We start from the raw sequence: 25,040 nt of genomic DNA, 5'->3' as shown, positions 1-25,040 counted from the left end.
TAATGTTAGAAAATGAGAATCTATATTTGAGTGCTGATTTTAAGCGATACGGGTATTAAAAGCGACTCGACTTGTAACTGAGTAGCATTAGAAGCTAATCGTTTTATCGGCTACGAGTACCCATTGAGCCAAATCATCCATTGTAGCCATTTCACAGCCTTCAATCGTATTGAGTTCGGTAAGTCCACGAGCAGACATACATGAACCACAGAACTTAACTTGGGCTTTTTGAGCAATCACAATCTCTAGCATTTGCTGGATGTTATAACCCTCTATTGGATTCTGTTTAGGCAGTACCGCGGTTACCGCATCAGATAATAAAAATAGACTAACTCTTACTGGTGAGTAATCTTGCTCATTAAGCTGTATAGCTAAGCGAAGTGCATTAAATAGCTTTTCTGAACCATAAGGTGCGTCATTAACAATAATCAGTACATGTTGCATGGAAAAGTTCTCAAGACATAAATGAATGCCGGAGGGTAACACTCAAATTAGCCAAGGGTTCTTACTTAGATCACAATCTAGGTTCAAGCATAAAGGTACTAGGCCCTAGGACGCTTCGCTGCGAGGACGGGCTAAAGCCCTACTAGGAAGAGGAAGAGCAAAAATCAGTACCATGTTCCGCTTCCGACTACGCTCTTCCCATCTTTTCTGTTAGCGTAGCGTTCCGTAAGTGACCCAGTCACGTTCCCTAGGCCGCAGGCCGTTCGTCTTTGCTTTCCCTAGCACCTTTCTTCGCTTTTCCTAGGACCTGCTTTTAACCTTCTTTAAAACAAAAAAAGCGCCCTAGGGCGCTTTTTTTCATCAAACAATAACCTTATCTGGCAATGTTCTTCTTGATGGTCTCGACAACGCGTAGCTGAGCAACAGCTTGAGCTAGCTCAACCGCTGCTGCTGCATAGTTGAAGTCAGCGCCAGCACCGGCCATTGAGGCTTCGGCACGGCTCTTAGCTTCTGCAGCTGCTTGCTCGTCAATCTCATCGGCACGCATAACGACGTCAGCCAATACTGAAATTGAAGAAGGTTGTACTTCCAGGATACCACCTGAAAGGTAAAACACTTCTTCGCTTCCATCTTGCTTGACGATGCGCGCCATGCCAGGCTTGATACTTGTAAGCAGAGCCGCGTGACCAGGCATAATACCTAACTCACCCTCTGTTCCTGATACTTGTAGCTGAGCTACGCGACCAGAAAAGATATGATTCTCTGCACTTACCATATCAAGCTGTACTGTCATGGCTGCCATCCGTTCTCCTTAAACTAGTGCTCTGTATTACTACAGAATACTTAGTTATTTTTTGTTAGCTTTCTCAACGGCTTCGTCGATTGAACCAACCATGTAGAACGCTTGCTCTGGAAGGTGATCGAACTCACCCTCTAGAATGCCCTTGAAGCCACGGATTGTGTCTTTAAGAGAAACGTACTTACCTGGAGAACCGGTGAATACTTCTGCTACGAAGAATGGCTGTGAAAGATATTTTTCAATCTTACGAGCACGGAATACAGTTGTCTTATCTTCATCAGATAATTCATCCATACCTAGGATCGCAATGATATCTTTCAGCTCTTTGTAGCGCTGAAGTACGGTTTGAACACCGTTAGCAACATCGTAATGCTCTTGGCCAACAACCTGTGGATCTAGCTGACGTGAAGTCGAATCCAATGGGTCAACCGCTGGGTAAATACCTAGCGAAGCAATGTTACGAGACAATACAACAGTCGCATCTAAGTGAGCGAAGGTTGTTGCTGGTGATGGATCCGTTAAGTCATCCGCAGGTACGTATACGGCTTGAACAGAGGTAATAGACCCTGTCTTAGTCGATGTAATACGCTCCTGAAGTACACCCATCTCTTCAGCCAATGTTGGCTGGTAACCTACTGCTGATGGCATACGGCCTAGCAGTGCAGATACTTCAGTACCTGCCAAGGTGTAACGATAGATGTTATCAACGAAGAAAAGAACGTCTTTACCTTCGTCACGGAACTTCTCAGCCATTGTTAGACCAGTCAGTGCCACACGTAGACGGTTTCCTGGAGGCTCGTTCATCTGACCATATACCATGGCCACTTTATCTAGAACGCCAGAATCTTCCATCTCGTAGTAGAAGTCGTTACCCTCACGAGTACGTTCACCTACACCAGCGAAAACTGATAAACCTGAGTGTGCTTTAGCGATGTTGTTAATAAGTTCCATCATGTTAACGGTCTTACCAACACCAGCACCACCAAACAGACCAACTTTACCACCCTTAGCGAATGGACATACAAGGTCGATAACCTTGATACCAGTCTCTAAAAGTTCAGTTGTGTTTGACTGATCTTCGTATGAAGGAGCTTCACGGTGGATCACATAGCGATCTTCTTCACCGATAGGGCCCGCTTCATCAACAGGCTCACCCAATACGTTCATAATACGGCCTAGGGTCGCAGACCCAACCGGAACAGTAATTGGTGAACCAGAGTTTACAACCTCTAGGCCACGACGCAGACCATCTGAAGAACCCATAGCGATGGTACGAACTACACCACCACCAAGTTGCTGCTGAACTTCCAGCACCAAGCCTTCACTTTTGATCTCTAGAGCGTCATATACCTGAGGTACGGCATCATGTGGAAACTCTACGTCCACAACCGCGCCAATTACTTGGACAACAGTACCTGTGCTCATGATTAATCCTCTAAAACTTGTATTCGTTACCTAGCCTAAACGGCGGCAGCACCTGAAACAATTTCCGAAAGTTCTTGCGTAATCGCAGCCTGACGGGCTTTGTTATAGACCAACTGCAAGTCACCGATAAGTTCACCAGCGTTGTCTGTCGCAGCTTTCATAGCAACCATACGGGCCGCTTGCTCAGATGCGATATTTTCGACAACACCTTGATAAACCTGAGATTCCACAAAGCGAACCAACAAAGTATCTAACAATAACTTTGGATCTGGCTCGTAGATGTAATCCCACTGATGAGTAAACTCATCTTCTTCTGACTTAGGCAAAGGTAGCAGCTGCTCGATCACCGGGGTTTGAGTCATAGTATTTACAAACTTGTTGAATACTACGTACAAACGGTCCAGCTTGCCTTCGTTGTATGCTTCTAGCATCACACGTACTGTTCCGATCAAGTCGGCTAGCTTTGGAGCATCGCCTAAACCTGAAGCAGAAGCAGATACTTGTCCGCCAAAGCTATTGAAGAACTGGGCACTACGTGCACCAATTGTACAGAATTCAACTTCTGCACCAGCATCACGCTGTTTCTTCACGTCTGCGACAACCTTCTTGAAAAGGTTGACGTTCAGACCACCACAAAGACCACGGTCGGTTGACACAACAATGTAACCAACACGCTTAGCTTCTCGCACTTCCAAATATGGATGCTTATATTCGAGAGAACCTTGCGCCACGTGACCGATCACCTTACGCATATTTTCTGCATACGGACGACTAGCTGACATGCGATCTTGTGCTTTACGCATTTTGCTCGCAGCAACCATTTCCATTGCAGACGTGATCTTCTGAGTGTTTTGAACACTCGCGATCTTGGTTTTAATCTCTTTAGCGTTGGCCATCTTTACTCTCCAATTCTGGACCTGAGGTGCCAGAGGCACCTCTAAAATTTACCAGGTTTGGGTTTCTACGAACTTGTCCAGGCTAGCCTTCAACTCACCTTCGATATCAGCGTTATAATCGCCAGTATCGTTGATGGTCTTCATTAGGTCAGCATGTTCACTGTTCATGAAAGAGAGCAGAGACGCTTCGAAGTTACCAACTTTGTTCAGCTCAACGCTCTTCAAGTAACCTTTTTCAGCTGCGAAAATAGACACAGACTGATCAGCGATACTCATTGGAGCATATTGCTTTTGCTTCATTAGTTCGGTAACACGCTCACCATGCTCAAGCTGAGCACGAGTTGCATCATCTAAGTCAGATGCAAACTGTGAGAACGCTGCAAGCTCTCGATACTGTGCAAGAGCGGTACGAATACCACCAGACAGTTTCTTGATGATCTTAGTCTGCGCCGCACCACCAACACGAGAAACTGAGATACCTGGGTTAACAGCTGGACGTAAGCCAGAGTTAAATAGGTCTGTTTCAAGGAAGATCTGACCATCGGTAATCGAAATTACGTTAGTCGGTACGAATGCAGAAACGTCACCAGCTTGAGTTTCAATAATTGGTAGAGCAGTCAAAGAACCAGTTTGGCCTTTAACTTCACCTTTAGTGAACTTCTCAACATACTCGGCGTTAACACGTGAAGCACGTTCCAACAGACGAGAGTGAAGATAGAATACATCACCTGGGTATGCTTCACGTCCTGGTGGACGCTTAAGAAGCAATGAGATTTGACGGTAAGCAACTGCTTGCTTAGACAAATCATCATATACGATTAGTGAGTCTTCACCGCGGTCGCGGAAGTATTCACCCATTGTACAACCAGAGTATGGAGCCAAGTATTGCAGTGCAGCAGCTTCAGAAGCTGTAGCAACAACAACAATGGTGTTCGCCAAAGCGCCGTGCTCTTCTAGCTTGCGTACTACGTTAGCGATTGTAGAAGCCTTTTGGCCTACAGCTACGTATACACACTTAATGCCAGAATCTTTTTGGTTGATAATCGCGTCGATCGCTAGAGCGGTTTTACCGATCTGGCGGTCACCAATGATCAATTCACGTTGTCCACGACCGATTGGGATCATAGAGTCAACAGCTTTATAACCAGTTTGCACTGGCTGATCGACTGATTTACGCTCAATTACACCTGGTGCAATTACTTCAACAGGAGAGAAACCATCGCTATCGATAGGTCCTTTACCGTCAATTGGTTCACCTAGAGTGTTGACTACACGGCCTAATAGACCACGGCCAACAGGTACTTCCAAAATACGGCCTGTTGTTTTAACTTTGTCGCCTTCTGCCAAAGTGGCATAAGGGCCCATTACTACGGCACCGACAGAATCACGTTCTAAGTTCAACGCGATTGCAAAACGGTTGCCAGGCAGCTCGATCATTTCACCCTGCATCACATCGGCTAGGCCGTGAATGCGGATGATGCCGTCACTTACTGCAACGATAGTACCTTCGTTGCGAGCTTCACTAACGACTTCGAACTGCTCGATCCGCTGTTTAATCAGATCGCTGATTTCAGTGGAATTCAGTTGCATGCTCAAACTCCCAATTATGACTGCAGCGTATCAGACAGACGCGAAATTTTTCCGCGGACCGAGCCATCAATGACTAGGTCTCCTGCCGTGATAATTACACCAGCAATAAGGCTGGTATCTATGCTGCAATTCAGCTTAACTTTGCGTGCTAGACGTTTCTCTAGAGAAGCGCTCAGCGCTTGTAGTTGCTCTGAGGTTAGCTCAGTAGCTGAAACGATTTGCGCTTCAACTTCTTTCGCATACTCACGTTGCATCTCAACAAATTGTTGAGCAACAGCAGGTAGCGCAACTAAACGACCGTTTTCAGCCATTACCTTTAACAGGTTCTGAGCTTGCTCGTTGATTTGCTCACCACAAACTCCAATAAAGAGTTCTGCAAGCTTATTGCTGGCCATAGCGCCAGACAGTAATGGCTGCATAGCTTCGTTTTCACTAACTAATGCGGCGAAGTTAAGCATTTCTGCCCAACTTTCTACTGCTTTCTGTTCAAGAGCGAACTCAAAAGCTGCCTTTGCGTAAGGACGAGCGATGGTGGTTATTTCAGCCATAACTCAAGCTCCTTATTTAAAGTTCAGCAACAAGTTTATTAACTATGTCACTGTGTGCGGCTTCATCAATCGAACGTTCAAGAATTTTCTCTGCGCCAGCAATAGCTAATACAGCTACTTGCTTACGTAGATCTTCTTTCACGCGATTACGTTCGTTTTCAATTTCAGCATGTCCCTGAGCAATGATTTTCGCACGCTCGGTATCAGCTTCAATTTTAGCTTCATCAACGATTTGAGCTTTGCGTTTATTTGCTTGCTCAATAATTTCGTTTGCTGTTGCTTTAGCGTCTTTCAGCTGCTCTGTGGCTTTCACCTGAGCTAGCTCTAAATCTTTTGCAGCACGTCCTGCATCAGCTAGCCCATCAGCAATTTTCTTCTGGCGTTCTTCGATAGCGTTCATCAATGGCGGCCATACAAACTTCATGCAAAACCACACAAAGAGAAGAAAAGAAATCGCTTGGCCTAGCAGGGTAGCGTTAATACTCATAACGACAACTCCTTCTAAGGGGGACGATTAGCCTGCTAATTGACCTAAGAACGGGTTAGCGAATACGAAGAATAATGCAACACCAACTGCAATCATAGAGATCGCATCAAGTAGACCAGCTACAATGAACATTTTAGTTTGAAGTGCAGGAGCAAGCTCTGGTTGACGAGCAGAAGCTTCTAGGAATTTACCACCTAGAATAGCAAAGCCAATACCAGTACCTAGCGCTGCTAAGCCGATCATAATTGCAACAGCGATTGCTGTAAAGCTAATTACAGTTTCCATTTTATCTCCGATAAGTATCTAATTTAAATCAATTAATGGTCTTCATGAGCCATGCTTAGATATACAATCGTAAGCATCATGAAGATAAACGCCTGTAGCACAATTACCAAAATATGGAAAATGGCCCAAGGCACTGATAATGCAAACTGAGCCCACCAAGGCATCAGTGCTATCAGAATAAAGATCAACTCACCTGCATACAGGTTACCAAACAGACGAAGCGATAATGAAATCGGCTTCGCAACCAAGGTTACTGTTTCCAAAACAAAGTTGATTGGAATTAGTGCCCAATGATTGAAAGGCTGCATAGTCAGTTCTTTAGTGAACCCACCAACACCTTTAACCTTGATACTGTAGAAAACAATTAACGCGAATACACTTAGAGCTAAGCCCAAAGTAACGTTCAAGTCAGTTGTAGGTACAATCTTTAGGTAAGGTACGCCTAATAATCTGTTTGCGGCCTCAGGTACAAAGTCAACAGGGATCAAGTCCATTAAGTTCATCAGGAAAACCCAGACGAAAATAGTAAGACCTAATGGTGCGATAACTGCATTTTTCCCATGGAATGAGTCTTTTACAATTTTATCAACACCTTCCACGCACATTTCAACGAAACATTGAAGCTTGCCTGGAACGCCAATTGTTGCCTTCTGTCCTACTTTGTAGAATAACCACAAAAATAGAACCCCTAGACCAACTGAAAACAAAAGTGAGTCAATGTGCCAAGTCCAAAATCCAGCATCTTGACATGCATAGTTAAAAGCAATCCCGCCATCAGCGGAACACATTTTCGCATTAGTCAGGTGATGCTGGATATAGTCGGAAGCCGTTATGGTTAACGTGTCATCCCCAGTTGTCGCCATGATTAATCTCACTTAATTTTGTTTGAAGTATAAAGGGGCTGTCCAAGGTACGATTAACACAAGCAAATAACTGACGAATAACGGCATAAATGACGATTTCATCAAACCAAATGCAAGCGAAAATAACACAATGGTTAACAGCAACTTTACCGCTTCCCCCAGGAAAAAAGACCGTACGACTCTTCCTGATGCTTGTGCTCCCGCATGGGAAAAAGCTAGGGTTGCGAACACAAAATTAGGGAGTACAGCAATAGCACCACCTGCTAAAGCAGATAGGCCATACGGTCCCCCCCACATAGCGAAAAAGAAAACTGAAACACATCCAGTCATCGCTGCCTGTAGTAAAACTAATTTATAGGCTGACCACCGGCCACGACGTGCTAAAACCTTGCTCAATTTGTCTTCTCCGCATAATAACTTCTTGATTCGATGACCGGATTACAAATATCCGGGTAAACTCGAGGTTCAAAAAGCTTGCGAAAGTATACCGTTTCAGGTTTTCAAAGCAAGTTCAACAGCTATAAAAAGGGGACTTTTAGCGTGATCTACGCCAAAAGTCTAAAAGAGGAAGATTAACGAATGTCACAAAGTTACATAATATTGTGTTAACTTTGATTTTTTAGTGGATTTTGCTGATAATTCCCTCTAATTCAGACAAATTTTGATAATTAATTACCATTTTACCTTTCCCCTTCTTGTTATGGGTTAACGTAACCTTGGCACCTAATCTTTCAATTAATTGGCTCTCTAGACGGACTACATCATGATCTTTAGCTGGCTTTTCGACGATTTCAGTTTGATTTAAGGTTTTATTAACTAATCGTTCAGTTTCACGAACTGTTAATTCTTTAGCGACGACCAATCGAGCAAGGTTAGTTTGCTCGTCACCGCTAATTGCAAGCAGTGCTCGACCATGTCCCATATCGATATCACCATACTCAAGCATACGCTTTACAGGTTCGTTTAAGCCATTAAGTCTTAGCAAATTTGAGACCGTAGCACGAGATTTACCCACGGCATCGGCAATCTGCTGATGAGTTAATTCAAATTCTTCAATTAAACGGTTTAATGCAATCGCTTCTTCCATTGCATTTAGGTCTTCACGCTGAATATTTTCGATTAGCGCGATGGCAACAGCCGCTTCATCAGGTACCTGTTTAACAATACAAGGGATAGCTGTGAGACCAGCTAATTGGGATGCGCGCCAGCGACGTTCACCGGCGATGATTTCATAGCTTTCAGGTGAAACTTTACGAACAACGATTGGCTGGATAATACCTTGCGCACGAATAGACTCTGCAAGCTCTTCTAGCGCCTCAGAAGACATATCCTTACGCGGCTGATACTTACCCGGTTGTAATCTATCAATATCTAACGTGATTAGATCATCATTCTTAACGTCTTGTTTAATTTCAGCAGCAGGTGTGACGCGCTGACTAGCCGCTTGACTAGTACTTAGTAGTGCATCTAGGCCTTTACCCAAGCCTCTTTTTTTCAGTGTCATCTTTTATCCTTAAACTTGCTCAGCCTGGGTTAATTGCTCTGCACGACGAATGATTTCGCCTGCTAATGCGAGATAGGCTTTTGCCCCTGCGCTCGATTTATCGTAATACATAGCGGGTGCTCCAAAACTTGGGGCCTCAGCTAAACGAACATTCCGTGGGATCACTGTGCGGTAAACTTTGTCGCCAAAGTGTTGTTTCAACTGATCTGATACATCATTAGAGAGTCGATTACGCGGATCGTACATGGTGCGCAAGATCCCTTCGATATGTAGGCCAGAGTTAACCATGGCACCAAGCTTACTAATGGTGTCCATCAATGCCGTAAGTCCTTCCAGTGCATAGTACTCGCACTGCATAGGGACAAGCACTGAGTCAGCTGCAGACATGGCATTCACAGTTAACATGTTAAGCGATGGTGGACAGTCGATGAAAATAAAATCGTAATCGTCTTTAATTGGGGCGAGGGCATTGCGTAAACGAACTTCTCTAGCAAAAAACTCCATGAGTTTAATTTCTGCTGCCGTTACGTCGCCATTTCCGGCGATAAGATCGTATTTGCCGTTAGTATCTCGACAAACAACTTCTTCAAATGGCTTTTCTTCAACTAACAATTCATAAGCTGTGTTTTCGACAGTATATTTATCAATACCACTGCCCATGGTCGCATTACCTTGCGGATCAAGATCGATCAACAAAACACGACGTTTGGTCGCCGCTAAAGAGGCTGCCAAGTTTACACAAGTTGTTGTTTTTCCGACGCCACCTTTCTGGTTGGCCACGGCAATCACTTTACCCACAATATCACCCTGTCAGTCACTTATATTTATTCCCAAGCGATACTCGCTGCGGGATTTAGCGCACAAATCTAATGGTTATTAGTAACAAATTGCTTGAAGCGCTGAAAGATTGCAACTATTCAGTACGCTTTATCAGCAGTCGCTCACTTCAACCCAGTACATATCTATCACCACCGAGACACAATAAGTTTGCGAATGCGATAGAACGACATTCGCATAACAATTACTAGTCTTGCTTGATAACTCGCAGCAGATGGCGCTGTTCATCAAGTTTAGGCACTGTAAGTTCGATAGTATCTGTCACTACAAATCCAGCAGGCATTTGCGACATCTCTTCTTCACTTAATTGCCCCTTAAGGGCATAGAAACAGCCATCAGCCTTCGGTAGGTGGTGACACCAATGCAGCATATCTTGAATAGATGCAAACGCGCGGCTCAATACGCCATCAAATAGTTCTTCAGGCTGGTAAGCTTCAACACGGCTTTCTATTGAAGAAATATTATTAATTCCTAGCTCAAACTGTACCTGCTTTTGAAAACGGATACGCTTACCTAAGCTATCCAGTAATACAAATTCTTTATCAGGATTTAAGATCGCTAGCGGGATCCCTGGCAATCCAGGACCCGTGCCTACATCAATAAAGCGCGATCCTTTTAGATGAGGCGACACGACTAAGCTATCCATAATATGGCGAATTAACATCTGCTCAGGATCACGCACTGAGGTTAAGTTAAATGCCTTGTTCCACTTATTGAGCATGCCAACAAAGTCTACAAGCTGCTTTTTTTGCTGCTCGGTAGCAGTCAGGCCAACTTCGGCCAAATAATCATTTAATTGGGCAGATAACACAATTTGTGTCCTCAAATAAAGCGAATCAAAAATCAATCGGTATTATGAAGTGCAGAAAAGATGAAAGGAAGCCTCAAAGCTTCCCTTTATCATGCAAAACTACCGAATATGTGGCGAACTAAGCGCTTTTACGCAGTAAACCACGTTTTTTAAGATGAACCAGCAAAATAGAAATAGCAGCTGGAGTCATACCAGAAATACGTGAGGCTTGGCCAATTGTTTCCGGTTTATGTTCGTTCATCTTAGCGATGACTTCGTTAGATAACCCCGGTACTTCTTGGTAATCAAGATCTAACGGTAGCAGAGTGGTTTCATGACGAATCGCTTTGTCAATTTCACCTTGCTGGCGTTGAATATAACCAGAGTATTTCACTTGGATCTGCACCTGCTCTGCAGCGCGTTGATCTTCTAGTGATGGGCCAAAACCGTCAATTGACATCAGTTTCGGATAATCCATTTCTGGTCGACGCAACAAGTCTTCAAAGGTCGCTTCACGAGTGATAGGCGTATTCAAATGCGGATTCAACGCTTCCACCAAAGGTGAATTAGGATGAACCCACTGGCTACGAAGACGTTGTAATTCAGTTTCAATTGACTCCATTTTTTCACTGAACAAAGCCCAGCGCTTGTCATCAACTAATCCTAATTCACGACCTTTCTCTGTTAATCGTAGATCCGCGTTATCCTCACGTAGTAACAAGCGATATTCAGCTCGGCTGGTAAACATGCGGTACGGTTCTTTAGTACCTAAAGTCGATAGATCATCAACCAGTACACCAAGGTAGGCCTGATCGCGACGTGGACACCAAGCTTCTTTGCCTTGTACCTGTAACGAAGCATTCATACCAGCTAACAAACCTTGCGCACCAGCTTCTTCGTAACCTGTTGTGCCGTTGATCTGTCCAGCAAAGAATAAACCTGCAATGGTTTTAGTTTCTAATGAGTTCTTAAGATCGCGAGGATCAAAATAATCATACTCAATCGCATAGCCAGGACGCATGATCTCTGCGTTTTCCATGCCCTTGATTGAGCGAACTAAGTTCAACTGAACATCAAACGGTAAGCTAGTTGAAATACCATTTGGATATATTTCCGTGGTATTTAATCCTTCAGGCTCAATAAAGATCTGATGCGATGTTTTATCTGCAAAGCGATTAACTTTATCTTCGATAGAAGGGCAGTAGCGTGGACCAATACCTTCGATAACGCCTGAATACATAGGGCTTCTGTCTAATCCACCACGAATAATATCGTGAGTACGCTCGTTAGTGTGCGTGATATGACAAGAAACCTGTTCAGGATGATCGTTTACGTCACCGATAAAAGACATGACTGGCAATGGATCATCGCCTTTTTGCTCTGCCATCTGTGAAAAATCGATGGTATTGGCGTCGATTCGTGGTGGGGTTCCGGTTTTTAGACGGCCAACACGAATTGGTAGCTCTCTTAGTCGATGAGCTAACGCGATTGCTGGTGGATCACCTGCTCGACCACCGCTGTAGTTTTCAAGTCCAATATGGATCTTACCACCCAAGAATGTACCTGCCGTTAAGACTACCGCTGGTGCTTCGAAGGCTAGGCCCATCTGTGTCACTACACCAATCACTTTGCCATTTTCAACAACCAGATCGTCTACCGCCTGTTGGAAAATACGTAGGTTAGCTTGGTGCTGTAGGATCTCTTGGATCTTATGCCGATAAAGTGCTCTATCCGCTTGTGCACGAGTTGCACGAACGGCAGGCCCTTTACTTGAGTTCAATGTACGAAATTGAATACCTGCAAAATCGGTAGCAACAGCCATTGCTCCGCCTAGTGCATCAATTTCTTTGACCAAGTGTCCTTTACCTATGCCGCCGATAGCAGGGTTACAGGACATTTGTCCTAAAGTATCTATGTTATGGGTCAGTAAGAGTGTTTTAGAGCCCATTCTGGCTGAAGCTAAAGCCGCTTCTGTACCAGCATGACCACCACCAACAACAATTACATCAAACCGTTCATGAAATTGCATTCGACAGCCTTCGATTCGTAAAAGGATAAATAGTTTCTGAGCGGATCATTTTAGCATTTGCTTTGCTTAAGGTGAACGATCTATTTTGCTTGTTTTGATCAGGGTGGATCGCCTTAATAGATCTTAAGATCTTTATATAGATCTCTTATTATGTTTACTATTAGGATCGCTGTTTTCGGTGGATAACTCTATTTCTTCTTTATATTCAGTACTTAACAGTAAAACGATCTTGTGATCTGATCGGGATCTAACTGGCTTAAGCTTGGGGATAGATCGCCTACTTATCCACAAGGTGGATCATTGAGCAGATCGGGTGTGAATTAATACAGGGTTTGATCAGATCAAAATAATAGCTTATCCACATATTTATTAAATTGATGAGTTTTATGTGGATAAGTTAGATCTAATCTGTGGGCTATTGAAAAGTTAAACCTTAGTTATGATCGAATATAAGATCTTAAAGTTGATCTTGCCAGCCGCTAAGCCAAGCTAGTGCTGGTTCTTCTGGAATTGGATCATATTGAACATCGATCTGGATCTTATCCACATAGACTTGTGCACCGCATTGAATAAGTAGATCGACCAGTTTTTCTGGGCCTTGGCAAAAAGTGTCGTAGCTTGAATCACCAATGGCACATAGTGCGAATTTTACCTGACTTAGATCGGGGCTTTTTGCTTGGATCTCGTCAAAAAATGGCACTATATTATCAGGAAGATCGCCTGCTCCATGGGTCGAAGAAACGATTAACCAGAGTGCTTCTTGGTTCAATTCGGCTAAATTTGCGCCAAGATGCACCATAGTTTCATGACCCAAATCGCTTAATTGATCGGATATTTCGTCCGCTACATACTCAGCACTACCTAGTGTGGTGCCTACTAAAATGTCTATTTTTGCCATGATCTGTCCTAATAATTACTGTCGAATAAGGGGGATTTGGCTGAAAATCTTTGTAGATAGTGCACTATTTTCAGCTAAGAACCTGTATGCATCATAAGTGAAAACCTATTTATGATCTCTAAATTAGCGGCTGTTTTGCTGTGAACTTCGCGCTAATCCCTATTAGCGGAAAGCGATCTGTAATGGTATGACATATGATTTTTTCTAGTTTATTAACCTAAAAATAGACCGCTATATTTAAACAGGACTTATTTTTCATTGAAATTAGCCTTTGTTTTGGGAGAGTTTATTTGGCTTAAAATCTATATCACGTTAATCAATGGCTTATAAAGGTATCTTATCGTCTCCCTACACTAAATAGACTGTAATAATTAGGATTCAACAACATGATAAGTAAAATAATTCTCGACTCAGATCCGGGGATTGACGATGCGATGGCAATTTTGTTTGCAGAGGCACACCCTGCAATTGATCTAAAAGCTATTACAACAGTCTATGGTAACGCGACTATCGAGAATGGTACTCGTAATGCTTTATTTTTAAAGCAGAAGTATGGCTTTAATGCCGATATCGCTCAGGGGGCTGATAAGCCTATTGTTCGTGATCCTGTTGGACCTACAGTGGTAGTTCATGGTGAAACAGGTTTTGGTGACGTACACGCACCAACCGATCTGGCTGTTACTGCCGATCCTCGACCAGCTTATCAATATATTATTGACTCGGTTAAAGCTGAACCGGGCGAAATTACCTTGGTCGCCGTAGGTCCTTTAACTAACTTGGCTTTAGCATTAGAAGCTGCGCCAGAGATAGCAGGCTTAGTTAAAGAAGTCGTTGTAATGGGGGGCGCGTTTGGTATGAACGATCACCGTGGCAATGTGACGCCTTATGCCGAGGCCAACATTCATGATGATCCGCATGCCGCTGATATGGTTTTCACAGCGCCATGGCCTGTGGTAGTTATTGGTTTAGATGTGACAGAGGAAAGCTTCTTTAGTAAAGAATATCTTGATCAGCTAAGAGATGACGCCGCTGAAGTTGGCCAGTTTATCTGGGACATTAGCCGTTATTATCTTAAGTTTTACTCAGAAAAAGTCGGTTTAGAAGGTTGTCATGTGCATGATCCATCAGCCATTGCCTATGTTATCGATCCAAGCTTATTTACGTTACGCGAGGGGGCTATTCGTGTGGTAACGGATGGACCTGCTGAAGGACTAACAATTCAGAAATTTGACGAGCGTAAGTATCAACATGATGACTGGGGAAATAAGCCTGTTCAAAAGGTTGGGGTCGGGGTTAGAGATAAAGCGCTATTAAAGCTGTATCGTGAGACTATTATTGAATACGGTCATCGTAAATAGATAGCCTTTAGAAGGTATCATTTTGAAAAGCGGAGATTAGTCTCCGCTTTTTTATTGCAAGTCTTATTGGTTAGCTAATATTTTGAACTTGAGAAGCGAGTAACCAAATAGCAAGAACAAAGAAGATCACACCCATAAACTTGTTTTGATAAGTTCTGAATTTCTCATTTTTTAGTAGTGGCTTTCCAACTGAGCCCACTAGGGCTACTAGCAATAGGTTGAAGGCTAATCCCATCACATTAAGTAATAAACCAAGCGCTAGCATCTGCTCACCGGAGCTCGCTGTTAATTGGGTTGAAACAAACTGAGGTAAAAACAGCACGAAAAATATCAATGCTTTAGGGTTTAGTAGATTACTGACTACTGCTCGTCGATATAATAGTTTGGCTAGATTATTTTGCTGTTCAATTTCAGGTGCTTCAGCTGCTGAGCTGCGAATACAGTCCCAGCCCATCTTTAGTAGGTAGGCACCACCTAACACTCTCAATACTTCAAGAGCCATCGGGTTCATGGCGATAATAGCTGAAACTCCCATCGCTGCTAGTAGCGTCAATATTAGTCCTGAAGTTGCATTCCCAAAACTGGCATACACGCCAACTTTACGGCCATAGCTTAAGCTTGAACTAGCAATCAGTAGCATGTCTGGTCCAGGGATCAGTAGTAGAGCGATGACTGTAGTTAAATACAGTGGGAGTAAAGCTAGATCGATCATCATAAATTACGCTGTGTGGGTATTTGGTAATAAAACAAGGCGCGGATTTTACAGCGATCGAATCGGAATGAAAGTGATACAGCTTGTAAAAGTAGTGACTCGATTGGCAGACTTTATTTACGCTTGAATAATTAGTTCAGCAAACTGCTTGTTATTATTAACTGCTATAGGCTTACAGCTGGCAATTTATTAACTTTAGATGGTGAGAAAGTGGGCGCTACAACTTTAAAATACTTGAGCTGTATTCATTTCATAATGTTTGAAAATTCAATATAATACTGTTCCAGCAATGTTAAATAAAACGATGAATTTTATGCGAAAAAATGGTTTTACTCTAATTGAGTTAGTTGTAGTCATTATTATTTTAGCCATACTTAGTGTTGTCGCTATTCCGCGTTTTATCGAGCTTCAATCTGATGCAAGGATCTCTTCTTTGAAAGGTCTTAAGGGGGAGATGCATGGCGCTATGAGTGTGCTTTATCCAAAATCGGTATTGCTGGGGTTGCAAAATAAGCCCGGGGAAGATGCTAACAAAGAGACTGATGACGAAAATGTGATTATTATTGATGGTCAAAAAATTCATCTAGCTTACGGTTATCCTGCGGCAGACTCTAAGAAAGCTTGGAGTATTTTAATTATGGCTACCTTTACCGACTCAGCTTTTAATGATGATGAGCCCGGTGATTGGTATTTTCATAATATCGGAGATGATAATTTCATTCGGTTTATGACTCAGACTAAAAAGTATAGTGGTGATCTTTGCTACCTTAAGTATACCGAGGCTACCAGTCCAACTACGCCGCCTGTTTTTGAAATTGTAGATTCTGGTTGCTAATCAAATATTTGCTTATGTTGGTGTGTTTGAATCATGACTCAAACACCTTTGTATAAGTAAAAGCTTAAATTGAATATGGTTTCACGTGGAACTAAGGTGCAAGATACTGCTTTTGATGCTCTGGGTTTAAATATTGCTTTTCTTTATCGTGTTACTTAGTTGCAAGTGTCTGATAAAACTTAAAGTTTGAGTCTTAGCTGTTTCCTGTATTTTTGGGGGAACGGGCTGATAACGCTATTACTTACTTTGAATTATGTGGTGATACATTCGTTTTCTGCGAGCTATAGTCTGAGAAAGTCAAAATAAGGGCTTAGGGAAAGTCGATTTTCAAGCAGTCCTTACTGGCTATATAGCTTGCAAATTGAGAGTTAAATAAAAGCGCGATCACTTACTGTTTTTTCTGAGTATAACTTATCTATTAAGATCAATTTTTTTACTAAAAATGTCATTCAAGATCTTATTTGTGTTTAATTAAATTAATTTAAAATCAATAGCTTGGTGTTGGTTTGCTTGTTCGGTTTAGATCTGTCCACAGATCCATACTGCTTGTTGATATCTCTGTTGATACTTATCTCATCTTTGGTGATCTCGATCATTGTTTTTCTGCTTTTGATCATTACGGATCTTATCTGCAACATGATCGTTATTTAGATAAACAAAAAGCCACAGCAGTAAAGTCTGCTGTGGCTTTTTATTTTGTTGAATTGTTCTTAATTTGGGCGGTTCTACTTACCAATACAGAATGAGCTAAAGATCTTGCCAAGAAGATCATCAGAAGTGAACTTGCCGGTGATCTCAGAAAGCGCCATTTGGCACATGCGTAACTCTTCAGCCAGTAATTCACCTGCTTGATACACTTCTAACTGTTCTTTACCTAGCATTAGGTGGCTGCTTGCTAAATCTAAGGCTTCTAAGTGACGACGGCGAGCGATAAAACCACCTTCAAGGTTACTCTGGTAACCCATTAGTGATTTAAGGTGTTGTTTTAGATCTTCTACCCCTAAACCTGTTTTAGCTGAAATGCGATAAACGCTATGGCCTGCCTCTTGAGTCACCGCAAGATCTTCACCTGTTAGATCGGCTTTGTTGCGTACAACCGTTACACCTAAGTTATTAGGGAGACGATCGATAAAGTCTGGCCAGATTTCATGAGGATCCACTGCTGCAGTTGTGGTGCCATCAACCATAAACAGCACGCGATCGGCTGTTTTTATCTCGTCCCAAGCGCGCTCTATACCAATTTTCTCTACTGTATCGACTGTATCACGCAAACCCGCGGTATCAATAATGTGTAATGGCATACCATCTAAATGGATATGTTCACGTAATACATCACGTGTGGTTCCAGCTATTTCAGTGACAATGGCTGATTCTTTGCCAGCTAAGGCATTAAGTAGGCTCGACTTACCGGCATTAGGACGACCCGCAATCACTACTTTCATGCCTTCGCGGATAATAGAGCCTTGTTTGGCACTGGCTTGAACGCCATCGAGTTTGCCTATAATGCCATTTAAAGAGGCGGCAATTTTTCCATCTGATAGAAAATCGACTTCTTCATCAGGGAAATCAATTGCAGCCTCGACGTATAAACGCAAGTTTGTGACCTTTTCTACCAGATCATGTATCTGGGTAGAGAATTCACCCTGAAGTGAGTTTAGAGCGCTTTTGGCGGCCTGTTCACTAGTGGCATCAATTAGGTCGGCAATAGCCTCTGCTTGAGTTAGGTCAAGCTTGTCGTTCATAAAGGCTTGTTCACTGAATTCACCAGGCTTGGCTATACGCAAACCGTCGACTTCCATAACACGCTTTATCAGCATATCCAGTACGATTTGGCCGCCATGACCTTGAAGCTCTAGTACGTCTTCACCGGTAAATGAATTAGGGCCTTTAAAAAATAACGCTATACCTTGGTCAATGACTTCACCTACGTCATCTTTAAAATCACAGTAATCGGCGTAACGGGTTTTAGGGATGTGCCCTAAAACGGCCATAGCAACATTACTCGCTAAGTCGCCAGATACGCGAATAATACCTACGCCACCACGTCCAGGAGCGGTCGCTTGTGCCACGATAGTATCTGTATTCATTACTGTGTTTCCTAATTTGATTTTCAGGTGTTTAGAGTGAAGTTAAAAATATGGTCTCTACATAGAAAGCAAAAAAGCGGTCAATACTCAGTATTGACCGCTTTTTGTTAGTCAGAGCTAAAGGTTATTTTAACCCTTTTTTCTCTAGACCCGCATAGATAATTTTCTGCTGGGTAATCGCTACTAAGTTACCTACCAACCAGTATAGAACCAGACCTGCTGGGAACCATAGGAAGAATACGGTAAAGATTACTGGCATCCACTGCATCATCTTAACTTGCATTGGGTCCATAGTCGGTGCCATTGGCTGCATCTTCTGCATAATGAACATCGAGATACCCATTAGGATTGGCAATACATAGTATGGATCTTGTACTGACAAGTCAGTAATCCAAAGCATGAATGGCGCATGACGCAATTCAACACTTTCTAGTAAAACCCAGTATAGCGCGATGAAGATTGGCATCTGTAGCAAGATTGGTAGACAGCCACCCATAGGGTTAACTTTCTCTTTCTTGTACAACTCCATCATAGCTTGACCCATCTTCTGACGGTCATCACCAAAACGCTCTTTTAGCTCGGCAAGCTTAGGCTGTAGATTACGCATTTTCGCCATAGAGGTGTATTGCGCTTTCGTTAGCGGATATAACATACCACGAACAGTCAGAGTGATTAGGATAATAGCGATACCCCAGTTACCAACGATTGATTGGAAGAACATCAATAGTTTGTAGATAGGAACTGCTAACCACCAAAGGAAACCATAATCAACTACTAGGTTTAGTGATGGAGAAAGCTTTGAAAGAGCTTCTTGATCTTTAGGACCAACATAGAATTCAGCTTTAATGCTTTGTTCTGTACCTGGTGCGATATCATATAGTGCACCACGGAAGCCGATATTAGCTAAACCACCAGCACTAATGCTTGAAAAGATAATGTTTTTATCTTGTGCAGGCGGTACCCATGCAGATACGAAGTAATGCTGCAGCATAGCAACCCAGCCACCAAGCGTAGAATCATCTAGATTCTTATCGGCCATGTCGTCAAAGCTATACTTTTCGTAGCGAATATCTGCAGTTGAGAATGCTGCACCACGGTAAGTAGGCATCATCATGCTGCTTTCGCTCTTCTTAATGCTGTGCTTAATTTGTCCATACATTTGAACTTGAAGCTGCGCATCAGAAGTGTTGTTGATTTTGTAATCAACAGCAATGTTGTATTTACCACGGGTGAAGGTAAAGATTTTAGTGTAAGCCACGCCTTTATCACTAACGTAAGTCAAAGGCACATTTAGTGTGTCTTGGCCATTTGCTAGTGTGTATTCACGTGAAGCGCTGTCAAAGTGGGCACGACCTTTAACACTGCTGTCGATACCGTCACGACCAATAAGGCCACTTTGTGCGATGTAATAGATATCGTTTGTCTGCTCTAGAAGAACGAATGGATCATCACCATTTTCTTCAAGTTTATGAGCAAGTAGGGCTGAGTAAACAATATCGCCGCCAACTGGATCAATTTTGATTTCTAGTTGGTCAGTAATAACTGTGATTAGCTCTTTTGATGCAGTAACCGTTTCCGGTAAAGATGAATCGGCATCAGGTACGTCTGAGCTATGAGCGTCAGCAACCGTAGAAGCAGGGATAGAAGATTGTGTTTGAGCTGCTGCTACCGGTTGAGGAGCTTTATCTGCTTGCCACTGTTGCCACAGTAGGAAGCTGACAAACAGCAAACCGATCAGCAATATATTGCGTTGAGATTCCATAACCTATTTATCGCACCTATGTTTTTTGTTAGGGACGGGGTCTTCACCGCCCGGATGTAAAGGGTGACATCTTAATATGCGTTTACCTGCAAACCAACACCCTTTCACCACTCCATGCAACCGAATTGCTTCGATTGCGTAATGTGAACACGTTGGATTGAACCTACAACGAGGCCCCAGCATGGGGCTTATGAGTAGTTGGTAACCACGAATAATCGTAGTCGCTAGCCATTGTAACGGCGAGAGAGTTTTCGCCATAGCTTTTCTACTAAGTTTTTGAGTTCTGCGTTTTCCATATCAAGCACGCCATTTCTTACAAGCACAACGATATCCACAGCGGGTAGATCATGCTGGTGTAAACGGAAATTATCTCTAATTATGCGTTTAATACGGTTACGTTGGTTTGCTTTTTTGACATAACGCTTGGCAACAGTTAGTCCTAAACGAGGATGTTGTTCAGAATTAGGAATTGCAAGTAAGGTTATTTCAGCGGAGGACGCTTTGATAGGTTTGGTAAATACAGATTTAAATTGCGCGGGAGTTAACAAACGTAACTCCCGCGTAAAGGTATAGCTAGTCACTTGCATTTCTACGATTACGCAGAAAGACGAGCGCGACCTTTAGCACGGCGACGTGCGATGACCTTACGGCCACCTACTGTAGCCATGCGAGCGCGGAAGCCGTGAGAACGCTTGCGCTTCAGGTTGCTAGGTTGAAAAGTACGTTTACTCATTATGGCAATCCGTCTTTGTTAGGTTAATAAACCTTAAACTCCAATTAATAGAGCTAAGGGCAAAAAAGAGGCCGAATTGTAATCACTTTAGTTATGCACGTCAACTAGGAAAGAGCACAAGTGATTAAATATTACCATCTTTGGATATACTTCGAAGGTTTGAGGCTACCATAATATGTGGATAACTCTGTGAGTTACCACTACATCTTGTGGTTTGGTAGATCAAAAAGCAGATCGAAGGACGTGTATTATAGATCGATCTGGATCGCTTTATAAAGCTGGATTTGCAGCTACAGCAATATTTTTTGATCGCAACGGATCTTTTTGGATCGAGATCTTAATGGATAGTTGATCTATCTGGGGATAAATATATTTAAAGGATAGCGATCAGCGTGATCTCACTATAGAATAGACCTCTTTTGTATGATCTTCTGGGGATAAGTACAGTGGCGGTTTCACTTTGGCAACAATGTATCGCAAGGCTGCAAGATGAGCTCTCTGCTCAGCAATTCAGTATGTGGATAAGACCGTTACAAGCAGAAATGGAAGGCGATACACTCGTCATCTATGCACCTAATCGTTTTGTTTTGGATTGGGTTAGGGATAAATACCTAAATATCATCAACCAATTTTTTACTGAACAAATGGGTAGCGATGCGCCTAATTTGCGTTTCGATATCGGTAGCCGTCCATCGGCTAAACCCGTTGTTCAGGCCACAGCAGCAGTAAGAACTAGCAGACCAGCTAGTAGAGAAGTCACTAAGCCTTCTTTTAATACTCCGCATGCAGAGCCAATGGCGAATGCTAATCACCGTAGTAACATTAATCCGACTTACCAGTTTGATAACTTCGTTGAAGGTAAATCAAACCAATTAGGTAAAGCGGCTGCTTTGCAGGTGGCTGAAAATCCTGGTGGTGCATATAACCCGCTATTCCTATATGGCGGTACGGGTTTAGGTAAGACTCACCTATTGCACGCTGTTGGTAATGGCATTATTAAGAACAAGCCAGATGCAAAAGTGGTTTACATGCATTCTGAGCGTTTTGTGCAAGACATGGTTAAGGCGTTACAAAATAACGCTATTGAAGAATTTAAGCGCTATTACCGTAGTGTTGATGCATTGTTTATCGATGACATCCAATTTTTCGCTAATAAAGACAGATCGCAAGAAGAATTCTTCCATACTTTTAACGCTTTGTTAGAAGGGAATCATCAGATCATTCTGACGTCGGATAAATATCCGAAAGAGATCGACGGTGTTGAAGATCGTCTTAAGTCTCGTTTTGGTTGGGGTTTAACGGTAGCTATTGAGCCGCCAGAATTAGAAACCCGTGTGGCGATCTTGATGCGTAAGGCACAAGAAAGCGGCATTAACTTACCTGATGAAGTGGCATTCTTTATTGCTAAGCGTTTACGTTCAAACGTACGTGAGCTTGAAGGTGCACTAAACCGTGTTATTGCTAACGCTAACTTTACTGGCCGTCCGATTACTATCGACTTTGTGCGTGAAGCACTACGTGACTTACTTGCTCTACAAGAGAAGTTGGTGACTATCGATAATATTCAGAAGACTGTAGCTGAATACTACAAGATCAAGATGGCAGACATGTTATCTAAGCGTCGTTCACGCAGTGTGGCGCGCCCAAGACAGATGGCTATGGCGTTATCAAAAGAGTTAACTAACCAGAGCTTACCTGAGATTGGTGATGCATTTGGTGGTCGTGACCACACAACGGTTTTACACGCATGTCGTAAAATTGCCCAGTTGCGTGAAGAAAGTCATGACATTAAAGAAGATTATGCTAACTTGATAAGAACTTTATCTTCTTAAGATCACGGATATTGAATCAATGAAATTCTCAATTGATAGGGACGCCTTACTCAAACCGCTGCAATTAGTCAGTGGTGCGGTAGAAAGGCGACATAACTTGCCTATACTGGCAAACCTTTTGGTTGAAGTGAGTAATCACTCACTTAAGTTGACTGGAACCGATTTAGAAGTCGAATTAGTTGGCGAAGTTCAGCTCGAAGGTGAGATCCTTGAGGGGCGTACAACTGTCCCAGCGAAGAAGTTTTTAGATATTGTTAAGTCACTACCTGATCAGGTCGAGCTTAAGATTGAACAACAAGAAAACCGCCTATTACTACGCTCGGGTCGTAGCCGATTTACGTTGGCGACTTTGCCAGCTGAAGAGTATCCAAACGTTGATGCTTTTGAGGCTGAGATAGAGTTTACCTTGAAGCAGGGCACCATGAAGTCGTTGATCGATGCAACGCAGTTCTCCATGGCTAACCAAGACGTACGTTATTACCTTAACGGGTTATTATTGGAAACCGAAGGTAACGTATTACGTGCTATCGCTACCGATGGTCACCGTTTAGCGTTAAGTCATCGTCAAATCGAAGCAACATTACCTGAAAAGCAGGTGATTGTGCCGCGTAAAGGCGTATTAGAGCTGATGCGTTCGTTTGAAGCTGACGATCTCGATGTAACTATTGCGATTGGTGACAATGCGATTCGAGCGACGACGGCGACTGCGGTATTTACCAGTAAGTTGGTTGATGGTCGTTTCCCTGACTACCGTCGAGTGCTACCTAAAGGTGGCGACAAGATAGTGATAGCCAGCCGACTACAGCTAAAACAAGCGTTACTGCGTGCTTCTATTCTGTCGAACGAGAAGTTCCGTGGCGTACGTGTGCAGCTGGAAAACAATTTAATTAAGATCACCGCTAATAACCCTGAACAGGAAGAAGCGGAAGAGATCTTAGATGTTGAATATGAAAATGCGCCATTAGAGATAGGCTTTAACGTCAGTTACTTACTCGACGTTCTCAACAACCTACCCTCAGACGATGTACGCATTACCTTGATAGACGGTAACTCAAGCGCGCTTATCGACAATCACATAGAACAAGATTCTATGTATGTTGTTATGCCAATGCGTTTGTAGTCTCCGACTCTTTTCTATCTTGACTTAAGGTTAACCAAGTAAAGGCGTTCTACACACTTTATCTGGTTAACCTAAGTGACTCAGTAAATACTCCCCCGTTGTAATAAAGGTCATCAATGAGTCTTAGTCGTCTGCATATCGAATCTTTTCGTAATATATCTTTTGCACAGCTGCAGCCAGGTGACGGGCTGAACTTAATCTATGGCCACAACGGCAGTGGCAAAACCAGCATTCTAGAGGCGATTTATTTCCTTGGAATGGGCCGGTCTTTTCGCAGCCACCTCTCACAACGTGTGATTAAGAATGATGAGGACGCCTTGACCCTATTTGCTAATATGCAAAGCGGTGATGAGCAGAGCAAGATAGGTTTACGTCGTTTTAGAAGCGGTGATATTGAAGTTAAAATCAATGGTGATAAAGTAAAGCGTTTATCGACACTCGCCGAGACGTTACCGATCCAAGTGATCACTCCTGAGAGTTTTTCGCTGTTGTTCGAAGGCCCAAAATCCAGACGTCAGTTTATCGACTGGGGGGCATTTCATTCTGACCCTCGTTTTTATGCTGCATGGGTTAATGTTCGTAGAATTTTAAAGCAGAGAAATCAGTTACTCAGAGATGGTTCGCCCTATAGTTCGATTCAGTTTTGGGATAAAGAATTTATTCGTTATGCTGAACTGGTAACCGACATAAGAAAGCAATATGTGGACTCGTTAAATGAGCTACTTAAGGGTATAATCGGAGAGTTTTTACCTCAGGTTGATGTTAAGGTTTCTTTTACCCGAGGATGGGATGCAAAAACCGAGTATGCACAGCTGCTCGAGACGCAATATCCTAGAGATTTAGCCACAGGCTACACCGTCAGTGGGCCACATAAAGCTGATTTGCGTTTGCGAGTAGGAACCCTACCCGCACAAGATGCTTTGTCTCGTGGTCAGCTGAAATTGTTAGTCTGTGCATTACGCATTGCACAGGGAAAGTTGCTAAAACAACAAATAGATAAAAAAAGTATTTATCTGGTGGATGATCTTCCATCGGAATTGGATGCACAGCATAGAAAACTATTGTTACAGCAATTAGCGGATACCGGGGCACAAGTTTTTGTCACGGCTATTGAGCCTGCATCAATAGTGGATTCGTTAATCACGCCGCCAAGTAAGATGTTCCATGTGGAACACGGTTGTGTAACGGTAATTGAATAACCGACGA

At 42.9% G+C, this 25,040-nt stretch carries 26 protein-coding genes; 5 read left to right on the top strand and 21 right to left on the bottom strand.

From position 1 onward, the window contains the following. Nucleotides 1–87: 87 nt before the first annotated feature. From K5Q73_RS14195 to mioC, 15 genes are all read right to left on the bottom strand, one after another. Nucleotides 88–444, bottom strand: coding sequence for a DsrE/DsrF/TusD sulfur relay family protein (locus K5Q73_RS14195; RefSeq protein WP_220764218.1), 357 nt, complete (start codon nucleotides 442–444; stop codon nucleotides 88–90). 373 nt (nucleotides 445–817) lie between these two features. Beyond that, nucleotides 818–1,246, bottom strand: a complete 429-nt coding sequence (locus K5Q73_RS14190; RefSeq protein ID WP_220764215.1) for a F0F1 ATP synthase subunit epsilon — start codon at nucleotides 1,244–1,246, stop codon at nucleotides 818–820. A gap of 45 nt (nucleotides 1,247–1,291) precedes the next feature. Next, complete coding sequence (atpD, locus tag K5Q73_RS14185; RefSeq protein ID WP_012157427.1) at nucleotides 1,292–2,668, bottom strand: F0F1 ATP synthase subunit beta; 1,377 nt, start codon at nucleotides 2,666–2,668, stop codon at nucleotides 1,292–1,294. Nucleotides 2,669–2,703: 35 nt separating this feature from the next. Continuing rightward, entirely contained in the window at nucleotides 2,704–3,564 is an 861-nt protein-coding gene (gene atpG / locus K5Q73_RS14180; RefSeq protein ID WP_220764214.1) for a F0F1 ATP synthase subunit gamma, read from the bottom strand. A 48-nt stretch (nucleotides 3,565–3,612) separates the two neighbouring features. Continuing rightward, the gene (gene atpA / locus K5Q73_RS14175; protein WP_220764212.1) at nucleotides 3,613–5,154 is read right to left on the bottom strand and encodes a F0F1 ATP synthase subunit alpha; all 1,542 of its coding nucleotides are present in this window, start codon (nucleotides 5,152–5,154) and stop codon (nucleotides 3,613–3,615) included. A gap of 14 nt (nucleotides 5,155–5,168) precedes the next feature. Continuing rightward, a complete protein-coding gene (gene atpH / locus K5Q73_RS14170; RefSeq protein WP_220764202.1) occupies nucleotides 5,169–5,702 on the bottom strand; it encodes a F0F1 ATP synthase subunit delta in 534 nt (177 codons plus the stop codon). A 16-nt stretch (nucleotides 5,703–5,718) separates the two neighbouring features. Continuing rightward, nucleotides 5,719–6,189 (bottom strand): F0F1 ATP synthase subunit B, encoded by a 471-nt coding sequence (atpF, locus tag K5Q73_RS14165; RefSeq protein ID WP_220764201.1) that lies wholly within the window; start codon nucleotides 6,187–6,189, stop codon nucleotides 5,719–5,721. 27 nt (nucleotides 6,190–6,216) lie between these two features. Continuing rightward, nucleotides 6,217–6,474 carry a F0F1 ATP synthase subunit C gene (gene atpE, locus K5Q73_RS14160; RefSeq protein ID WP_012157432.1) on the bottom strand — a complete coding sequence of 86 codons (258 nt, stop codon included), beginning with the start codon at nucleotides 6,472–6,474 and terminating at the stop codon, nucleotides 6,217–6,219. A 32-nt stretch (nucleotides 6,475–6,506) separates the two neighbouring features. After that, nucleotides 6,507–7,337, bottom strand: coding sequence for a F0F1 ATP synthase subunit A (gene atpB, locus K5Q73_RS14155; RefSeq protein ID WP_220764198.1), 831 nt, complete (start codon nucleotides 7,335–7,337; stop codon nucleotides 6,507–6,509). A 12-nt stretch (nucleotides 7,338–7,349) separates the two neighbouring features. Continuing rightward, entirely contained in the window at nucleotides 7,350–7,733 is a 384-nt protein-coding gene (locus K5Q73_RS14150) for an ATP synthase subunit I (RefSeq protein ID WP_220764197.1), read from the bottom strand. 223 nt (nucleotides 7,734–7,956) lie between these two features. Continuing rightward, nucleotides 7,957–8,841 carry a ParB/RepB/Spo0J family partition protein gene (locus tag K5Q73_RS14145; RefSeq protein ID WP_220764196.1) on the bottom strand — a complete coding sequence of 295 codons (885 nt, stop codon included), beginning with the start codon at nucleotides 8,839–8,841 and terminating at the stop codon, nucleotides 7,957–7,959. Between the two features lie 9 nt (nucleotides 8,842–8,850). Beyond that, nucleotides 8,851–9,639 carry a ParA family protein gene (locus K5Q73_RS14140; protein ID WP_220764194.1) on the bottom strand — a complete coding sequence of 263 codons (789 nt, stop codon included), beginning with the start codon at nucleotides 9,637–9,639 and terminating at the stop codon, nucleotides 8,851–8,853. A gap of 226 nt (nucleotides 9,640–9,865) precedes the next feature. Beyond that, on the bottom strand, nucleotides 9,866–10,489 hold the full coding sequence (gene rsmG, locus K5Q73_RS14135) for a 16S rRNA (guanine(527)-N(7))-methyltransferase RsmG (protein ID WP_220764192.1): 624 nt from the start codon (nucleotides 10,487–10,489) through the stop codon (nucleotides 9,866–9,868). A gap of 118 nt (nucleotides 10,490–10,607) precedes the next feature. After that, on the bottom strand, nucleotides 10,608–12,497 hold the full coding sequence (gene mnmG, locus K5Q73_RS14130; protein WP_220764190.1) for a tRNA uridine-5-carboxymethylaminomethyl(34) synthesis enzyme MnmG: 1,890 nt from the start codon (nucleotides 12,495–12,497) through the stop codon (nucleotides 10,608–10,610). A 457-nt stretch (nucleotides 12,498–12,954) separates the two neighbouring features. Then, complete coding sequence (gene mioC, locus K5Q73_RS14125; RefSeq protein ID WP_220764188.1) at nucleotides 12,955–13,395, bottom strand: FMN-binding protein MioC; 441 nt, start codon at nucleotides 13,393–13,395, stop codon at nucleotides 12,955–12,957. 386 nt (nucleotides 13,396–13,781) lie between these two features. On the opposite strand from mioC, the gene K5Q73_RS14120 reads away from it, so the two are divergent. Continuing rightward, the gene (locus K5Q73_RS14120; protein WP_220764186.1) at nucleotides 13,782–14,753 is read left to right on the top strand and encodes a nucleoside hydrolase; all 972 of its coding nucleotides are present in this window, start codon (nucleotides 13,782–13,784) and stop codon (nucleotides 14,751–14,753) included. A 70-nt stretch (nucleotides 14,754–14,823) separates the two neighbouring features. Here K5Q73_RS14120 and K5Q73_RS14115 read toward each other — a convergent pair whose 3' ends face one another. Next, on the bottom strand, nucleotides 14,824–15,468 hold the full coding sequence (locus K5Q73_RS14115) for a LysE family translocator (protein ID WP_220764184.1): 645 nt from the start codon (nucleotides 15,466–15,468) through the stop codon (nucleotides 14,824–14,826). Between the two features lie 286 nt (nucleotides 15,469–15,754). Between K5Q73_RS14115 and K5Q73_RS14110 the strand changes: the two genes are divergently transcribed. Further along, nucleotides 15,755–16,300: a type II secretion system protein gene (locus K5Q73_RS14110; protein ID WP_308443285.1), complete on the top strand. Its 546-nt coding sequence runs from the start codon at nucleotides 15,755–15,757 to the stop codon at nucleotides 16,298–16,300. A gap of 725 nt (nucleotides 16,301–17,025) precedes the next feature. Here the strand turns inward: K5Q73_RS14110 and mnmE are convergent. From mnmE to rpmH, 5 genes are all read right to left on the bottom strand, one after another. Continuing rightward, nucleotides 17,026–18,387, bottom strand: a complete 1,362-nt coding sequence (mnmE, locus tag K5Q73_RS14105; RefSeq protein WP_220764182.1) for a tRNA uridine-5-carboxymethylaminomethyl(34) synthesis GTPase MnmE — start codon at nucleotides 18,385–18,387, stop codon at nucleotides 17,026–17,028. A 124-nt stretch (nucleotides 18,388–18,511) separates the two neighbouring features. Next, on the bottom strand, nucleotides 18,512–20,149 hold the full coding sequence (gene yidC / locus K5Q73_RS14100; protein ID WP_220764180.1) for a membrane protein insertase YidC: 1,638 nt from the start codon (nucleotides 20,147–20,149) through the stop codon (nucleotides 18,512–18,514). A gap of 3 nt (nucleotides 20,150–20,152) precedes the next feature. Then, complete coding sequence (gene yidD / locus K5Q73_RS14095) at nucleotides 20,153–20,407, bottom strand: membrane protein insertion efficiency factor YidD (protein WP_220764178.1); 255 nt, start codon at nucleotides 20,405–20,407, stop codon at nucleotides 20,153–20,155. Then, the gene (gene rnpA / locus K5Q73_RS14090) at nucleotides 20,374–20,730 is read right to left on the bottom strand and encodes a ribonuclease P protein component (protein WP_086020069.1); all 357 of its coding nucleotides are present in this window, start codon (nucleotides 20,728–20,730) and stop codon (nucleotides 20,374–20,376) included. Before rnpA ends, yidD begins: the two co-directional genes overlap by 34 nt. Nucleotides 20,731–20,744: 14 nt before the next feature. Then, nucleotides 20,745–20,882, bottom strand: coding sequence for a 50S ribosomal protein L34 (rpmH, locus tag K5Q73_RS14085; RefSeq protein WP_011867659.1), 138 nt, complete (start codon nucleotides 20,880–20,882; stop codon nucleotides 20,745–20,747). A 446-nt stretch (nucleotides 20,883–21,328) separates the two neighbouring features. Here rpmH and dnaA point away from each other — a divergent pair, with 446 nt between their 5' ends. The 3 genes from dnaA to recF all read left to right on the top strand — a co-directional run bounded on the left by dnaA (nucleotide 21,329) and on the right by recF (nucleotide 25,033). Further along, complete coding sequence (gene dnaA / locus K5Q73_RS14080; RefSeq protein WP_220764176.1) at nucleotides 21,329–22,714, top strand: chromosomal replication initiator protein DnaA; 1,386 nt, start codon at nucleotides 21,329–21,331, stop codon at nucleotides 22,712–22,714. Between the two features lie 19 nt (nucleotides 22,715–22,733). Next, nucleotides 22,734–23,834: a DNA polymerase III subunit beta gene (gene dnaN / locus K5Q73_RS14075; RefSeq protein ID WP_220764174.1), complete on the top strand. Its 1,101-nt coding sequence runs from the start codon at nucleotides 22,734–22,736 to the stop codon at nucleotides 23,832–23,834. A gap of 116 nt (nucleotides 23,835–23,950) precedes the next feature. After that, the gene (gene recF, locus K5Q73_RS14070; RefSeq protein WP_220764172.1) at nucleotides 23,951–25,033 is read left to right on the top strand and encodes a DNA replication/repair protein RecF; all 1,083 of its coding nucleotides are present in this window, start codon (nucleotides 23,951–23,953) and stop codon (nucleotides 25,031–25,033) included. Nucleotides 25,034–25,040 lie beyond the last annotated feature (7 nt).

The sequence above is a fragment of the Shewanella sp. MBTL60-112-B2 genome (assembly GCF_019655055.1).
Lineage (GTDB): Bacteria > Pseudomonadota > Gammaproteobacteria > Enterobacterales > Shewanellaceae > Shewanella.
Note: the sequence above shows the minus strand (reverse complement) of the source record. Positions and strands in the feature narration are given on the sequence as shown.

Bases quoted from the DNA above. Each gene is read 5' to 3' on its own strand.
- K5Q73_RS14195 (WP_220764218.1), bottom strand. From the start codon at position 444: ATGCAACATGTACTGATTATTGTTAATGACGCACCTTATGGTTCAGAA.
- K5Q73_RS14190 (WP_220764215.1), bottom strand. From the start codon at position 1,246: ATGGCAGCCATGACAGTACAGCTTGATATGGTAAGTGCAGAGAATCAT.
- atpD (WP_012157427.1), bottom strand. From the start codon at position 2,668: ATGAGCACAGGTACTGTTGTCCAAGTAATTGGCGCGGTTGTGGACGTA.
- atpG (WP_220764214.1), bottom strand. From the start codon at position 3,564: ATGGCCAACGCTAAAGAGATTAAAACCAAGATCGCGAGTGTTCAAAAC.
- atpA (WP_220764212.1), bottom strand. From the start codon at position 5,154: ATGCAACTGAATTCCACTGAAATCAGCGATCTGATTAAACAGCGGATC.
- atpH (WP_220764202.1), bottom strand. From the start codon at position 5,702: ATGGCTGAAATAACCACCATCGCTCGTCCTTACGCAAAGGCAGCTTTT.
- atpF (WP_220764201.1), bottom strand. From the start codon at position 6,189: ATGAGTATTAACGCTACCCTGCTAGGCCAAGCGATTTCTTTTCTTCTC.
- atpE (WP_012157432.1), bottom strand. From the start codon at position 6,474: ATGGAAACTGTAATTAGCTTTACAGCAATCGCTGTTGCAATTATGATC.
- atpB (WP_220764198.1), bottom strand. From the start codon at position 7,337: ATGGCGACAACTGGGGATGACACGTTAACCATAACGGCTTCCGACTAT.
- K5Q73_RS14145 (WP_220764196.1), bottom strand. From the start codon at position 8,841: ATGACACTGAAAAAAAGAGGCTTGGGTAAAGGCCTAGATGCACTACTA.
- mnmG (WP_220764190.1), bottom strand. From the start codon at position 12,497: ATGCAATTTCATGAACGGTTTGATGTAATTGTTGTTGGTGGTGGTCAT.
- mioC (WP_220764188.1), bottom strand. From the start codon at position 13,395: ATGGCAAAAATAGACATTTTAGTAGGCACCACACTAGGTAGTGCTGAG.
- K5Q73_RS14120 (WP_220764186.1), top strand. From the start codon at position 13,782: ATGATAAGTAAAATAATTCTCGACTCAGATCCGGGGATTGACGATGCG.
- K5Q73_RS14115 (WP_220764184.1), bottom strand. From the start codon at position 15,468: ATGATGATCGATCTAGCTTTACTCCCACTGTATTTAACTACAGTCATC.
- K5Q73_RS14110 (WP_308443285.1), top strand. From the start codon at position 15,755: ATGTTAAATAAAACGATGAATTTTATGCGAAAAAATGGTTTTACTCTA.
- mnmE (WP_220764182.1), bottom strand. From the start codon at position 18,387: ATGAATACAGATACTATCGTGGCACAAGCGACCGCTCCTGGACGTGGT.
- yidC (WP_220764180.1), bottom strand. From the start codon at position 20,149: ATGGAATCTCAACGCAATATATTGCTGATCGGTTTGCTGTTTGTCAGC.
- yidD (WP_220764178.1), bottom strand. From the start codon at position 20,407: ATGGCGAAAACTCTCTCGCCGTTACAATGGCTAGCGACTACGATTATT.
- rpmH (WP_011867659.1), bottom strand. From the start codon at position 20,882: ATGAGTAAACGTACTTTTCAACCTAGCAACCTGAAGCGCAAGCGTTCT.
- dnaN (WP_220764174.1), top strand. From the start codon at position 22,734: ATGAAATTCTCAATTGATAGGGACGCCTTACTCAAACCGCTGCAATTA.
- recF (WP_220764172.1), top strand. From the start codon at position 23,951: ATGAGTCTTAGTCGTCTGCATATCGAATCTTTTCGTAATATATCTTTT.